11 protein-coding genes are annotated in these 14,696 nt (G+C 45.5%); 6 read left to right on the top strand and 5 right to left on the bottom strand.

From position 1 onward, the window contains the following. Window positions 1–95 precede the first annotated feature (95 nt). The 5 genes from rne to ACYX4M_RS15035 all read left to right on the top strand — a co-directional run bounded on the left by rne (window position 96) and on the right by ACYX4M_RS15035 (window position 8,164). Window positions 96–3,500: a ribonuclease E gene (gene rne, locus ACYX4M_RS15055; RefSeq protein WP_476080721.1), complete on the top strand. Its 3,405-nt coding sequence runs from the start codon at window positions 96–98 to the stop codon at window positions 3,498–3,500. Between the two features lie 106 nt (window positions 3,501–3,606). Beyond that, window positions 3,607–4,749, top strand: coding sequence for a phosphotransferase (locus ACYX4M_RS15050; RefSeq protein ID WP_476080720.1), 1,143 nt, complete (start codon window positions 3,607–3,609; stop codon window positions 4,747–4,749). Window positions 4,750–4,980: 231 nt separating this feature from the next. Beyond that, window positions 4,981–6,552: a sensor histidine kinase gene (locus ACYX4M_RS15045; RefSeq protein ID WP_476080719.1), complete on the top strand. Its 1,572-nt coding sequence runs from the start codon at window positions 4,981–4,983 to the stop codon at window positions 6,550–6,552. Window positions 6,553–6,596: 44 nt separating this feature from the next. Continuing rightward, on the top strand, window positions 6,597–7,274 hold the full coding sequence (locus ACYX4M_RS15040; RefSeq protein ID WP_476080718.1) for a response regulator transcription factor: 678 nt from the start codon (window positions 6,597–6,599) through the stop codon (window positions 7,272–7,274). An 80-nt stretch (window positions 7,275–7,354) separates the two neighbouring features. Next, window positions 7,355–8,164 carry a haloacid dehalogenase type II gene (locus tag ACYX4M_RS15035; RefSeq protein WP_476080717.1) on the top strand — a complete coding sequence of 270 codons (810 nt, stop codon included), beginning with the start codon at window positions 7,355–7,357 and terminating at the stop codon, window positions 8,162–8,164. A 151-nt stretch (window positions 8,165–8,315) separates the two neighbouring features. Here ACYX4M_RS15035 and ACYX4M_RS15030 read toward each other — a convergent pair whose 3' ends face one another. Continuing rightward, window positions 8,316–8,780, bottom strand: a complete 465-nt coding sequence (locus ACYX4M_RS15030; protein ID WP_476080716.1) for a GNAT family N-acetyltransferase — start codon at window positions 8,778–8,780, stop codon at window positions 8,316–8,318. 336 nt (window positions 8,781–9,116) lie between these two features. Here ACYX4M_RS15030 and ACYX4M_RS15025 point away from each other — a divergent pair, with 336 nt between their 5' ends. Continuing rightward, entirely contained in the window at window positions 9,117–11,456 is a 2,340-nt protein-coding gene (locus tag ACYX4M_RS15025) for an FdhF/YdeP family oxidoreductase (protein WP_476080715.1), read from the top strand. Here the strand turns inward: ACYX4M_RS15025 and fdhD are convergent. The 4 genes from fdhD to ACYX4M_RS15005 all read right to left on the bottom strand — a co-directional run bounded on the left by fdhD (window position 11,389) and on the right by ACYX4M_RS15005 (window position 14,645). Continuing rightward, window positions 11,389–12,195, bottom strand: coding sequence for a formate dehydrogenase accessory sulfurtransferase FdhD (gene fdhD / locus ACYX4M_RS15020; protein WP_476080714.1), 807 nt, complete (start codon window positions 12,193–12,195; stop codon window positions 11,389–11,391). The two genes, ACYX4M_RS15025 and fdhD, sit on opposite strands and share 68 nt — an antisense overlap. Further along, window positions 12,185–12,853: a molybdenum cofactor guanylyltransferase gene (gene mobA, locus ACYX4M_RS15015; RefSeq protein WP_476080713.1), complete on the bottom strand. Its 669-nt coding sequence runs from the start codon at window positions 12,851–12,853 to the stop codon at window positions 12,185–12,187. The genes fdhD and mobA overlap by 11 nt, the downstream gene beginning before the upstream one ends. A 58-nt stretch (window positions 12,854–12,911) precedes the next feature. Continuing rightward, complete coding sequence (locus ACYX4M_RS15010; RefSeq protein WP_476080712.1) at window positions 12,912–13,727, bottom strand: leishmanolysin-related zinc metalloendopeptidase; 816 nt, start codon at window positions 13,725–13,727, stop codon at window positions 12,912–12,914. 366 nt (window positions 13,728–14,093) lie between these two features. After that, a complete protein-coding gene (locus ACYX4M_RS15005) occupies window positions 14,094–14,645 on the bottom strand; it encodes a DUF2058 domain-containing protein (protein WP_334058135.1) in 552 nt (183 codons plus the stop codon). Between the last annotated feature and the right edge of the window lie 51 nt (window positions 14,646–14,696).

Here is a 14,696-nt window from a genome sequence, read left to right as displayed (position 1 = left end):
GGTCCCCGTCCAGCCGTGAGGTTGCGCGGTGAGGGTTTGCACATGTCACTTTAATTTTGTGTCTTAACGGCTGTACTAAAACAGAGTTAGATACAATGAAAAGAATGTTAATTAATGCAACTCAGCAAGAAGAGTTGCGCGTTGCCCTTGTTGATGGGCAGCGGTTGTACGATTTAGATATTGAAAGCCCAGGGCACGAGCAGAAAAAAGCGAACATCTACAAAGGTAAAATTACCCGCGTTGAACCAAGCTTAGAAGCCGCTTTTGTCGACTACGGCGCAGAGCGTCACGGTTTCCTCCCTCTAAAAGAAATTGCCCGCACTTATTTCCCAAAAGGTTACAAATTCGAAGGCCGTCCAAACATCAAAGATGTAATCAAGGAAGGCCAAGAAGTTATTATTCAAATCGACAAAGAAGAGCGTGGCCAAAAAGGTGCGGCTTTAACTACCTTCCTATCGCTTGCGGGTAGCTATTTGGTGCTTATGCCGAATAATCCACGCGCTGGCGGCATCTCTCGTCGTATTGAAGGCGACGAGCGTACTGAGCTTAAAGAATCACTAAGCAAATTAGACCTTCCTGAAGGTATGGGCCTAATTGTGCGTACTGCCGGTGTAGGTAAGTCATACGAAGAATTAGAGTGGGATTTAAAAGTTCTGCTTAAACACTGGGAAGCGATTTCAGAGGTAGCTGAAGAGCGCGAAGCTCCTTTCTTAATTCACCAAGAAAGTAACGTTATTGTTCGCGCTATCCGTGACTATTTACGTCGTGATATCGGTGAAATTCTTATCGATAAAACCAGCATTTATGAGCAAGCGCTACAGCACATTCAGCTAGTGCGCCCTGACTTTGCAAATCGTGTAAAGCTTTATCGTGGTGAAGTACCATTATTTAGCCACTACCAAATCGAAAGCCAAATTGAGTCTGCGTTCCAACGCGAAGTGCGTTTACCGTCTGGTGGCTCAATTGTTATCGACCCTACTGAAGCACTAACCTCTATTGATATCAACTCTGCCCGCGCAACAAAAGGCGGTGATATTGAAGAAACAGCGCTTAACACAAACCTAGAAGCGGCAGACGAAATTGCTCGTCAGTTGCGTCTTCGCGACTTAGGTGGCTTGGTTGTTATTGACTTCATCGACATGACACCAGTACGTCACCAACGTGAAGTCGAAAACCGCATGAAAGACGCGGTAAGAAGCGACAGAGCACGTGTACAACTGGGTCGCATTTCTCGCTTTGGTCTTTTGGAAATGTCTCGCCAGCGTTTACGCCCTTCTCTAGGTGAATCAGCGCACCACGTGTGCCCTCGCTGTTCTGGTCACGGTACTATTCGCGGTACAGAATCTTTAGCGCTGTCTATTCTTCGTATTTTGGAAGAAGAAAGCATCAAAGAAAATACAGGGCAAATTGAAGCACAGTTGCCGGTTCCAGTTGCGACCTACCTACTTAACGAAAAGCGTAAGTCAATCCAGCTTCTTGAAAAGCGTCATGGCGTAGATTTACTGCTTATTCCTAATGCAAACTTGGATACACCTCATTACCAAGTATTGCGTCGTCGTCCGGACGATGTTGTGTCTGACGCAAGCTACGACGTAGAGCTAATGCCTGCAGTAGAAGCTGAAACAGAAACGACAACCACGGCACCAGTTAAACGCGAAGAACCCGCGCTTAAAGGGCTTGTTGCGCCAACGGCTGCACCTGTTGTAGCGCCGAAAGAAGAGCCGGCAAAGAAAGCTGACGACGTGCCTTCGCTGTTTGCACGCTTTGGCAAATGGATTAGCGACTTATTTGGTAGCGAAAGCGAAGAAGAAACCAATAAAGACAAGAAAGCACAATCTGGTAACCAAAATAGAAACAACCGCACTCGCAATAACGACGACCGTCGTCGCAAGCCGCGCAATAAAAACAACCGTCGTGGCAGCCAGTCTAAAGGCCGTGACCAAGACAAAGATCAAAACCGCGATAGTGACCAGAGAGATAATCGCAAACCGCGCGGCGATCAGCGAAAAGACCAGCGTCAAGAACAACGGTCAGACCAAGACGATAAGCGCAATAACAAAGGCCGTAAGCCGCGTAAAGCACAGCAGCCTCGCGATGAACAGCAAAAGCCTAAACACGAAAAGCAAGATGGCGAGCAGCAAGAAAACCAAGCGCAGAAGAAGCGTGAAGTGGCTGAACGCAGAAAACGTCGTGACAAGCGCCGCAGCGTTCGTGTGAAAAAAGATGACACTGCCGTAAATACTGCAGAACAAAATGACGCTCAAACAGCACCTGCGTCGAAAGAAGCACAGGTACAGCAGAAGCCTAAAGCTGATGCAAAACCTAAGTCGTCTAAAGTAGAGAAAGCACAGGCGCCAGCTGAAAGTAATGTTGAGTCTAAGCAGGACGCTAATAAACCAGCGCCGCAAGCGGAACAGCAAGTAGCTGAAAAATCTGTAGACGCTAAGCCTGTAGCGGCTCAATCGGATGCGGCTAAGGTTGATGGTCAAACTTCAGTAGCTAATGACGCTGTTGAAGCGACTACTGATGCGAACAGTGAAGCCAACAGTGAAGAGCAAGGTCAAAAACGTGAAGGTCGCGGTCGTTCACGCCGTTCACCTCGCCATGTTCGTGCCGCAGGTCAACGTCGTAAGAAAGAAGCACAGCAAGTTGACGACGCTGAGACTCAAGCTAAGCAGCCTGGTGAGCTTTCACCGCAAACACCTGAAGCTGAAGTTGAAGTTAAAGCGACAGCTAAAGCTGAAGCACCTATTGTTGAAGAAACGCAAGCACAGGAGCCTGGTCAACTAGCACCAGCTGACGAACAGCCTGTTTCTAACCAAGGCAAACAAGAAAAAGCCAAGCTTGATGTGGAAGCCGTTCAGGACGAACTTCAGTTTGATGCAGAGCCTTCAGCGGGTAATGAAGCTTCAGCGAGTGAAGAGCCTGTAGTAGATAAGCCCTCTACAACTCAAGAAACTGCAGCGGAAGACAAGGCTACCACTGAAACCGAGCAGGTTAAAAAAGCCGAAAGCGCTGAGCAAGCAAGTACACCTGAAGACACCACGTCTGCAGCAGACGCTGACACTACAGATGAAACTGTTGATACTGAGACTTCAAACACAGCGTCAGAAGCTAAAGATGAACCAGCATCGCCAGAACAAGTTGAAATTAACTTGGCAGATGCGCCATCTGAAACTGAGGCACCAGCAGAAAAAGCCAAACCAGCTGAGTCGGTAACTAAAGAAAAACGCACTGTAACAACAGCGCCGACTTCACCTAGTTTAGCCGCTAGCGGAAAAGGCAAGCGTGGTGCATCTCACCCTATGGCATTGCCAGCGGTGGTGAACGACACATTTGTCGATGTTGCGCTTACGGCAAAAGCTGACGATACTCGACCTGCACTAGCTGTATCGGGAAGAACTGCAGCCATGTCGCACGCGAACTCGCGCGCATCAGCGGCTACAACACTTCCCCAATCAGTAAATGACATTGTTGAGACGGCAGCTGTGACTGAGTAAACCTCAGTAGCTAGTGCTTTACTAGCTTAAGAATGCAAAAGCCGCTTTCGAGCGGCTTTTTTGTTTATTTTTGAACTTTTGAGAACGAATTCTAATTGAGCAAGAAATGTCAGACACGGTAAACCAGCAATATATCGATTGGTTAAGCCAAGTGTGTAATGCACGGGTATTAAATACGCAACTAATTCAGCCTCTTTGGAGTGGTTACGGTGCGTGCTTTCGCGCCACACTAGACTATTCTAGCGACGTCACCGCACAAGACAGCAATATTGTCAGCGTTACTCGTATAGATGAAATTCAGCAATTACAAGATAGTCCAACTACTCTACCCAAAGCCAACTACCAGCCAGTTACTAAGGTTGTAGTAAAATGCGCCGCACCGCCAAACACGCTTTCACATCCCAAAGGTTGGAACGGCGAGGCTAGCCACAATCGTAAGTGCCAATCTTTTAAAGTTGAAAACTGTTTTTACAGCGAATTACAAACGCATACTGATGCTTTATGCCGTACAGCTAAATATATAGGGCATAGCCAACAGGGCGAAGCCTCCCTTCTTGTTATGGAAGATTTAGCGCACACTGGCTACTCCCGCACAGCCTCTTCACTTACCCCAGTGCAATGCGAAATAGTTCTAAAATGGTTAGCTCACTTTCACGCGCGCTTTCTGAATGTGAGAAGTGAATTCGAGAGCTGTAATTTAACGCTATGGCATGAAGGAACTTATTGGCATTTAGCAACCCGTGAAGATGAGTTCCAAGCCATGCCAGAGGGCTTGCTAAAACAAAACGCAGTTAGCATTGCCAAAACGTTAGCCAGTGCTAACTATCAAGCACTAGTTCATGGCGATGCTAAGGTAGCTAACTTCTGTTTTACTGAAGATTTTTCCGCCTGTGCCGCCGTCGACTTTCAGTATGTAGGTTATGGTGTCGGCATAAAAGATGTGGCGTACTTTTTGGGCAGTGCCTTATCAACTAAAACCCACATCAAGCATCGTGACACACTGCTTAATACTTACTTTCAAGCGCTCAAAGATGCGCTACACGCTCGATTGTCTAACACTGATAATTCAGCTCGTTTCACGCGAGCTGACATTGCGCTAATTATTGCTGAATGGAAGTATTTGTATTCCTTCGCCTGTGCTGACTTTTATCGCTTCTTAGCGGGCTGGAGCCCAGAACACTGGAAAATAGATGAAGAACTTCAATATCAAACAGATATTGCCTTAACCATGTTAGATCACAACCGCTAAACGTTTACGCTTTAATATCACGCTTAATAACGCTCGTACTTTTATAGTGACACACTTTGTCCGCGCTCTTATTTGTGTAAATCGTCTTTTTCAACCTTCTATTTATAAAGCATTAACGTCTAGTCGCTAATTGCTTACTCAACTCGCATTCACTGTGTTTAATCACAATAAAACTGCACCATTACATAAATCTTCTCGTATATATTGCCAAACAATCATAATGCCGTTGCCATGTACAAACGTAAACTTTATCTGTTTGGGTTACTGTCCACATTTATATTATTGACTGCATTGGCCAGTGCAGCCGTTTCGGCCCATTTAACACGTACAAACTTAGCCCAAGCTCAGCTAGCTCAATCGCTGCTGTCTGAGCATCAGCAGTTATCAAGCATTTCCTATCGACTTTTTAAGCAGCTTACCGACGAGCTTATTTTTGGTAAGAATGCAAACCAAGCGAAAGTACGTAATAAGCAACAACAGATAGAAAATTCGCTGAACCGAATAAAGCTGCTGGAACTTGACCAACGTGAAGCACTAGGGCTTGAGTTAACATTAGGGAGTGTAGAAGATACTGACGAACTCGAAGAACTCATTCGTAGCATAGTGGCTGAATTTAGGGCAATCGCGCTTGCTAACGATAACACTCCGCTTAACCAACAACAGCGTCTTCAAACATTATTAGAAGTCACCATCGACAATCAGTTTAGGGAAGCCATTAACTCTGCTGTAAATCGCCAAACAGGAGTGGTGTCGCGCATAAACGCTAGCATCGAAACACTCAACACCAGCATTGTATGGTTTACGGTTAGTTTGGGCCTTATTACCTGCCCCTTCATTTTGCTGGGTTGCTACTGGCTATTTAATGCCCTTTACCAGCCACTTACTGTCATTCGTACAGGCACTGACGCCATTGCTTCAGGAAACTATCAATACCGATTGCCTGAAACGTTAGACAGCGAATTTACTGACTTGGTGAAAGCGCTTAACTCTATGATTGCGCGTTTAAAAGAGCACGAAGATCAGGCAGATGCCCATCGCAAGCACCTAGAGTTTGAAGTGGAGAGCCGCACTCGCGCGCTAAAAGAAGCTAATGAAAAACTAACAAAACAAGACGCTAAACGTCGCCAATTCATGGCCGATGTTAGTCACGAGTTGCGTACGCCGCTGACCATTATTCGCGGCGAAGCACAGGTCACGCTCAGGCAAGCTGCAGCAAGCAATGAAATATACAAAGAAACGCTAGAAACCATTCTCGAGCAAGCCGTTAATTTAAGTAAATTGGTCGATGATTTACTGCTGCTCGCACGGGCCGAGATGCACGAATTTACAGTAGATTTGGTTAAATCGGATTTACATAACCTGCTTACGCAAAATATTGCGTTGTGGCAAAAATTTACGAAACCAAGAGTTTTAAACCTTGAATGGCTAGCCAATAATGAGGTTCAAGTGCTCGTGGACAAAGACAGAATTGCTCAGGTACTAACCATTCTCATCGAAAACGCGCACAAATACTCGTATCCAGAAACACCCATTGTGCTGCGTGTTGAGAGTGAAGGCCCGAATATCAACGTATCAGTCATTGATAACGGTGACGGCATTTCTTCAAGCGATTTGCAGCACGTTTTTGAACGCTTCGTTAGATTAAAGCGCAAAGGCAATGGAATGGGACTGGGTTTGTCCATTGCTAAAGCCATCGCAGAGGCACACCACGGTACGTTAAATGCGTATTCTACATTAGGCAAAGGCTCGCAGTTTACGTTGACGCTGCCAGTGTTACAAAACCACGCGATACCCATAGATTAGTAATTAACGTTTAGTAAGATCAAACGAATAGGACCATAACAATAATGAAGATTCTTATTGCTGATGACGAAGCACCACTACTTCGCTTTTTATCGCGAGGCTTAAGCGCGGAAGGCTTCGAGTGTATCGAAGAGTCGGCATTGCACAACTTGGTGACGCGCATTCGACACGATTCCCCAGCCATTATCGTACTCGATCGCATGTTTGGCGACGAAGATAGCGTAGAACTGTTGCCTGCAATTAAATCTCTCCCTCATGCTCCTATGGTTTTACTTCTTACAGCAGTAGATGAGGTACGAGAGCGCGTGAATGGTTTAAAACAAGGTGCAGACGATTATCTATGTAAACCCTTTGATTTTGACGAACTGCTAGCGCGTATTACGGCCTTAAGCCGAAGAGTGGCAAATACACCGGTTACCCAATTAGGACTCACCATCGGGCCATTAACTATCGATGACGAATCTCGTATTGCGACACTGTTAGGGGAAGAAATTACACTCACGAAATTAGAATACGACATGCTCTATTACTTCGCCGAAAATGCTGAAAAAGTGCTGTCTCGAGAACGCATATTAAGTCGAGTATGGCGAAGCCACAGCGATCCGCTAACTAATGTTGTTGATGTCTATATCAGTAGGCTGCGACAAAAGCTTCACAGCAGTGATGCCATATTTATTGAAACTCTTAGAGGTAACGGCTATCGGTTGACCACCAGAAAATAGTCGTTTCGTCTCATTAGCTATTGCATTCGTGTGTTACCCGGCCTAACTTGAACACTCGTTCAAATCTATAAAGGATAATTATGGCCCGTTCACTTTCTTCACTACTCTCACGAATATGTTGTGCAACCGCTTTAGGCCTTGGCCTTTTATCATCACCTGTTTTCGCGCAAGCAGAAAGTACCAATGCAATACAGGTAGATAAAAAACAATTGCGGGCACCTAAAGTTATCTTTTTTGATGTAAACGAGACCCTTCTCGACCTTACCGCCATGCGCAGCTCGGTAGGTAAAGCACTGGGAGGGCGAGATGATTTGTTACCGCTTTGGTTCTCTACCATGCTGCATCACTCTCTGGTCGACTCAACCACTGGTCGCTTCCATACCTTTGGAGAAATTGGCGTTGCCTCACTATTGATGGTTGCTGAAATTGAAGGTATTGAATTAACCAAAGACCAGGCTAAAACGGCAATTGTCACGCCTTTGCGAAGCCTACCCCCACACCCAGACGTACGCGATGGCTTGCAAGCGTTAAAAGATAAGGGCTATAAACTGGTGAGCCTTACCAACTCCTCAAATAAAGGCGTGTATACCCAGTTTAAAAATGCAGACCTACTGTCTTACTTCGACGAGCGACTTAGCGTTGAAGATATTAACTTGTACAAGCCAGATACACGCACTTATGAATGGGCTATTGAAAAAATGGGCATAGCAGCAGAAGACGCTATGTTAGTCGCGGCTCACGGTTGGGATATAGCTGGGGCTAAACAGGCGGGCTGGCAAGCAGCGTTTATCGCTCGACCGGGCAAAGTGCTCTACCCTTTAGCGCTATCGCCTGACACTGTAGTGAACGGGCTAGATGAGCTGGTATCTCAACTACCGAATGCGAAATAAGCATTCGGGTCTTAATTGATATTATCTAGATACCTATAAAAGCACCGCTAATCGGTTGGCAAGAGTAAATAAGGTCGCTTAACACTCTGGCTAGGCACCTGAGCCAAGGCTGTAAGGTCATGCTAACCGATTTTTCGAGCTAGTCTCCGAACTATGCTTTTGCGGTGCCTTGCCTTTTCATATCTATATGAGGGATATCATCTTCCAAGTACATCGTCGAAGTTGCCTCAAACCCAAAGCTTTCATAAAAGCGTTTTAGATACTCTTGTGCACCAATTTCAATATCGCACCCCGGCCATAATGCCTCACAATGATTAATGGCTTCACGCATAAGAGCTTTGCCCGCACCTTTGCCCCGAAAGGCTTCACCAGTCGCCACACGGCCTATGCTTACCGATGGGTAACTTACGCCTTTACTAAGTAACCGTGCACACGCCACAAGTTTATTATTTTCAAAACCCATTAAATGATGGGTTTGCGGATGCCGGTCTTTTTCGTCTAGTTCCGGATAGGGGCAGTTTTGCTCAACAACAAAAACATCGACTCGCAGTTTAAGCAGGTCGAAGAGTTGGTTATTCGTAAGTTCATTAAATGTAAGTGATTGCCAAGAAACCATGTTGTCTCGATGAGTTTTTATTATTAATGTTTAAAAAGCGCGCTATAACTGGTGCTGTAAAAATCCAAAAGTAAAAAACTAAAGCTTGTTACCTACTTGCTTAGTGTAACGCATAGCATTTTTACTACAAAGCTAAAGCGCTTACTTCATCTTAAGAATATAGCGGTCGTAGCACCTTACCTAGTAAAACTGGCAACAGGAAATAAGGGTTTAATTGATGAACCCTTTAATTTAGTCGGCGTAATTAATTGGAACACCGTTTAAAAATAGTTAAGGTGCTTTGCTATTAGGTCTTGTAAACATGAGCAAACACCCGCGCGGGCACAGGGGCAGAAAATGAGTGATAAGCGCAACATCAAATATTACGACAAACCCGCTGGCGGATGGGGCGCTTTGAAAAGCGTAACGCAAAGCTGGATCCAGAGCGAGAAGCCGCTTAAAAATTTACGGGCGATGCTTAAAACCAATCAGGATAAGGGTTTTGACTGCCCGGGCTGTGCTTGGGGTGAGTCACCTGAAAGCGGATTAGTGAAGTTTTGTGAAAACGGTGCTAAAGCAGTGAACTGGGAGTCTACCGGCCGTTATGTCGACCCTGCGTTTTTCTCAAACCATTCAGTAAGTTCACTAAAGAAGCACACTGACTATTGGTTAGAATCACAAGGTAGACTTACACACCCAATGCGCTTCAATGCTCAAACTGATCATTATGAATCCATATCATGGGACGATGCCTTTGCACTTATCGCTAAACATTTAAATGCTCTGAGTTCACCACATCAAGCCGAATTCTATACTTCAGGACGGGCAAGTAACGAAGCCGCTTACCTATATCAACTTTTTGTACGCGCGTTTGGTACTAACAATTTTCCCGATTGCTCGAATATGTGTCATGAAGCTTCGGGACAAGGTATGAAGCCCACCATTGGCGTAGGTAAAGGCACGGTTACGTTTAACGATTTTGAAAAAGCGGATACTATATTTGTTATCGGGCAAAACCCGGGCACTAACCACCCTCGTATGCTAGAGCCGCTGCGCGATGCTGTTCGCAGAGGTGCACAAGTTGTATGTTTAAATCCGCTAAAAGAGCGCGGGCTAGAAAAGTTCCAACATCCTCAACATCCCATAGAAATGCTAACCAATGGCTCAACGCCAACCAATACCGCCTACTTCAGGCCTTCCCTTGGTGGTGACATGGCAGTGATGCGCGGCATCGCCAAATGGTTGCTAACCTGGGAGCTGGAAGCAAAAGCGGATAACGCTCCTCCCGTGTTTGACCATGATTTTATCAATACGCATACCAACGGCATGGACGACTATTTAGCCGTAGTCGACAATACGAGCTGGGAACATATTGAAGCACAAAGCGGTTTATCGAAAAACGACATATGCCACGCGGCTACTATGTACAAGCGCGGAGAACGGGTGATCATGTGCTGGGCTATGGGGATTACACAGCACAAGCACTCTGTTGCTACGGTTCAAGAAATTGTGAATGTACAGCTATTGCGAGGAAACGTGGGTAAGCCCGGTGCGGGTCTTTCTCCGGTACGGGGCCACAGTAATGTGCAGGGTGACAGAACGGTGGGTATTAATGAAGCTCCGCCTGAAACCTTACTCGATGCATTAGAAAGCAAGTTTAACTTCGCAGTACCCCGAGAACAGGGTCACAACACTATTCAAGCGATTCAGGCTATGGAAAGTGGCGAATCTAAAGTATTCATCGGCTTAGGCGGTAATTTTGCACAGGCGACACCGGATACACCCCGTACACACGCTGCGTTATCAAAATGCGATTTAACGGTACATATCGCTACCAAACTAAACCGCTCTCACCTAACTACAGGCAAGGATGCAGTTATTTTACCGTGCTTAGGTAGAACTGAAGTAGACATGCAGGCTAATGGACAACAAGGTGTAACCGTTGAAGATACGTTTTCTATGGTTCATATCTCCTATGGTCAACTACCGCCGAGTTCGCCTGAACTTCGCTCAGAACCAGCCATAATCGCGGGTATCGCCAAAGCAACACTGGGCAACACACCGGTAGACTGGGATGTCTTAATTAGCGATTACGATAACATTCGTGAACTTATTGCCGATACCATAGACGGCTTTAAAGACTTTAATACTAAACTTGCACAGCCAGGCGGCTTTCACCTAGGTAACGCAGCAAGTGAAAGGCACTGGTTAACACCTTCAGGCAAGGCTGAATTTGCCGTTAACTCGCTGCCAGATTCGCTGTTAAATGCCGACCTAGTTGCTCAAGGTGAAAAGCCCGACCTTATTTTACAAACTCTGCGTTCCCACGACCAGTACAACACAACTATCTATGGTATGGATGACCGTTACAGAAACGTGTTTGGCGCCCGTGATGTCCTTTTTGTTAACGAACGCGATATCGAAAAACTGGGATTTAAAGACGGCGATAAAGTGGATATTACGTCAATGTGGAACGATGGCAAGACCCGCCAAATTAAACAGTTTATGTTGGTAGCTTACGACATTCCGCCGGGCCAAGCTGCGGCGTATTACCCCGAAACCAATCCGCTAGTACCTCTAGAAAGCTACGGCGACGGAACCTTCACGCCAACGTCGAAGTTTATTGCGATCAAACTTTCAAAGTCCGAGTCGGATGGACGAATTGCGGTGAATACGCTCTCGGAGGGTCATATTTAGGCACGTGGATAAGGGAAACTCCATAGCGGTTAGCCCACTTAACTGATGATGCTGTAGGAGCTGAGAGTGTCACGAGCAAAGGTAATTTTGCTCGTATCGCTTTTTGCACTAGTTCTAAGCTACAGCGACTGGTTAGCACTACAAGGCAATCCTTCTGGTAAAGATTATTAGCTGCGATTGCCCCAATTAACTTATCAAACGCGTTATGCCTACCTATATCTTCACGACACGCTAGTACATTGCGCTTAGCATCCATGTAGAGCGCGCCGTGCACTGCCCCACTTTGCTTCGCTAATGCTTGCGCTTGAGATATAAGGTTTCGCAACCCTTCAAACCAGCTTGCGTCTGGCAGGGGTATTGGGTCTACAGGTTGGAGTTGAGGCAATGCATTATCCAGTGCTTCGACACCACAGAGCCCGCAGCCCGACGCTCCCGCCAATTGCCGTTTATTTTCTTTTAACTTCCAAAAAGCCCGGTTGGCAATGTCGACTTCGGCATTAACGTGTTCGTTGTGATGAGTCAACTCAATACCGTAGAGCTCGCGAGGATGCTCGATAATATCGTTACTCAAACTGAAGCCAACTATAAAGTCTTCAATGTCTTTGGGCGTAACAAGCATTACTGCATAGTTGATACCGTTGTAACTAATGCTTAATGCGACCTCTTCAGCAAGAGTAAAACGTAGAGTTTTAGGTGTTCCATCTAAAACTAATGCTTGATGTTCGACGTTATTTGTCATCAGGCCAATCACCTGGCGTATTAACGTTCAGCCAATGCGCCTCATCCACAAGGGTTATCTTTTCGCTCTGTTTTCCTTGTTCACCATTTACCTTTTTGGGGCGCGCAAGATTAGCTTCTTCAAGCGCAACAGCATCTATGCTATCCAAGAACCCCACCACACGACGCTTGTTTTGGTTAACTAAGTAACGCGTTAACCTGGCTGCGATATCCTGTGAAACGGGCAAGTAAAAAGGCAAAAAGCGGTTTTCCACATAAACCGACCGCTGGGATTCACGCCCTGCTGATACTAGCAATTTCAAAAGCTGAGGCGTCATCTGGGGCATATCCACAGGAAGGACAAGCAATTCAATAAGACTGTCACTTCCATTGTTCGCATTGCACAAATCATCTATAGCAGCGTGCACACCACCCAGTGGACCTGCGTCTTCAATAATATCAACTAAAAAACCTGCCGCATTTCGGTTGATTAAGACCCCATCACACCCTGCAGCTTTTAACAGCGATGACGCATGTTCAATAAGCGTGATTCCCTGATAACGCATAAGGGCTTTATCTTGTCCCATTCTGCGCGATTGGCCACCCGCTAACACAAGTCCGATAAGAGTTTTATATACTTTATCCACTTTATATTTCTCTCTTATCAAGCTTTTCATCATTATTTATTCTATAAATTCAGCATGTTGCTTTGCAATAGTAAACTAGGCATTGGTTAGATTACACAGCTTGCAGAGGGCGCGCACTAGTTGGTAGAAACTTTTTTCTTAGTACTAATCCAAACGAAAGTAGAAACAGCCAAACCGTAGCAGCCTCATCTACTGCATGAGTAACAGTGGTTAAATAACCAATATCAGCAAACGACGCCACAGTGTTATCACTCAACGTAATTGGATAGGGCCCTAAATAGCCGGTCATTAAGTCCGATGAACCACCGGGCCAAGGCTCGTCCCAATGGCTATTGGCAGTACCTGCGCCTCCGCCAAGTTCAACAGGAATGAAAGTGGCGTCTTCTACGAACTCACGGCGATAAATTTCCAAAGCGTATTCTCCAGTATAGCGCCCTGTGCCATTGACATAATTAGATTGACTCCCTGCGATAAAAAAATCGGTCGTCCACAAAGTACCAAACCCAATAACATGAGCCATTTCGTGTACGATGACATCGAAAAGTGTTCCGTTATTTTCCATGTTATTTAAATCTGCCGTGTCAAAGCGCATCCGACCTTTATTTGCGTAAACAAAAGTACTGTCAGAAAGCTGAGTAACACTTGACGGACCTGCACTGCCTAATATCCCGCCGGTACCATCAATCGGCGTTCCACTTGCCTCTATAATCATACTGTGGTCAAAAGCGCTTTGAACGCCTATTAAGTATGATTCCCAATAGGCAATTGCGTCGTCAAATGCACTAGATTGTGAGGGTGTTAACCCTCCAAGATTATTGATGGAGATGTTGAATAGCCCAGCATTTACGGGTAGTGACATGCATAATGATATTACGACACCTAGAACTAGCTTCGGTAAACCATTCATGGCTTCCCTCCTAAATTAAGAAACAACATCTAACGCAAATCATTTGGGGCAACGATACTTATGCGCATTAATAACTATAGACTAGAAAGTAGAGGTAACACCTTCCCTAAACTTTTTTATTGTTAACGGCCAATATAAGATTTTCTAAAGCGAACTATTTGTGAAAAGTCGCAATAAATACAATACTTTAGGGTGGTGCAAGCGATAGCTATGAAGGGGTTTTTAAGTTCAACTGCAAATGGAGCATGCAAATAGAGAGCGGGTATTGGGAAAAGTCCTTAACACGTTAGTAAATGCAGCTATGGTTGAAAGCATTTACTCACCACCGAGCTATTCTTAAAGCCACAGGTGGTGAGCTTGAAAAGATTACCAAGTTAAATCGTCTGGGATTTCATAGTCGGCATACCAATCGTCTTCATCTTCGTCTTTTCCATCGCTACCGCTTTTATCTAAATCTGCGCGATAGATAATTGAAGACTCATCACGCTGGGCAATCTTGTCAGCCACCGGCGTTGGCACCAGTTCGTAAGCATCGTCGAGTAACACCACAGTCAAACGACCTTTTGTCACTTGCTTGTGCATTTCTTCACTCACATACATGCGTTTTACCACGTTATCGTGTGTGAAATTAAGTACAGTTTCACCTTTGCGTGGCTGTTTATTAACGTTAATAAGCTGCCTAACTTGAGCCGCAATCGAACGTTTTTCACGCTCTTCCTGCTGCAATTGATTTAACTCACGAGAACGGGCTTTTTTCTCTTCCGCCGCTTTCTGGGCTGCTAACGTTGCCTCATCTACCACCGGCTGTTTCTGCTTATTTTTCTGTTTTTGCTTTTTGCGTTTGTCAGCGCGCGCTTGTTTTGCCGTCGCTTTGTCAGCCAGTCCGGCTTTTAAAAGTTGATCCTGTAAAGAGGCCATAATTCACTCTCTATTGATTAAGTAACGAACCTTGCGTGAGCTGTGGTGCAA

Source organism: Alteromonas sp. ABV4_150, from assembly GCF_056311745.1.
The sequence above is the reverse complement of the archived record's forward strand: the minus strand, read 5'-3'. Positions and strand labels throughout refer to the sequence as shown.

Bases quoted from the DNA above. Each gene is read 5' to 3' on its own strand.
- rne (WP_476080721.1), top strand. From the start codon at position 96: ATGAAAAGAATGTTAATTAATGCAACTCAGCAAGAAGAGTTGCGCGTT.
- ACYX4M_RS15050 (WP_476080720.1), top strand. From the start codon at position 3,607: ATGTCAGACACGGTAAACCAGCAATATATCGATTGGTTAAGCCAAGTG.
- ACYX4M_RS15045 (WP_476080719.1), top strand. From the start codon at position 4,981: ATGTACAAACGTAAACTTTATCTGTTTGGGTTACTGTCCACATTTATA.
- ACYX4M_RS15040 (WP_476080718.1), top strand. From the start codon at position 6,597: ATGAAGATTCTTATTGCTGATGACGAAGCACCACTACTTCGCTTTTTA.
- ACYX4M_RS15035 (WP_476080717.1), top strand. From the start codon at position 7,355: ATGGCCCGTTCACTTTCTTCACTACTCTCACGAATATGTTGTGCAACC.
- ACYX4M_RS15030 (WP_476080716.1), bottom strand. From the start codon at position 8,780: ATGGTTTCTTGGCAATCACTTACATTTAATGAACTTACGAATAACCAA.
- ACYX4M_RS15025 (WP_476080715.1), top strand. From the start codon at position 9,117: ATGAGTGATAAGCGCAACATCAAATATTACGACAAACCCGCTGGCGGA.
- fdhD (WP_476080714.1), bottom strand. From the start codon at position 12,195: ATGACAAATAACGTCGAACATCAAGCATTAGTTTTAGATGGAACACCT.
- mobA (WP_476080713.1), bottom strand. From the start codon at position 12,853: ATGATGAAAAGCTTGATAAGAGAGAAATATAAAGTGGATAAAGTATAT.
- ACYX4M_RS15010 (WP_476080712.1), bottom strand. From the start codon at position 13,727: ATGAATGGTTTACCGAAGCTAGTTCTAGGTGTCGTAATATCATTATGC.
- ACYX4M_RS15005 (WP_334058135.1), bottom strand. From the start codon at position 14,645: ATGGCCTCTTTACAGGATCAACTTTTAAAAGCCGGACTGGCTGACAAA.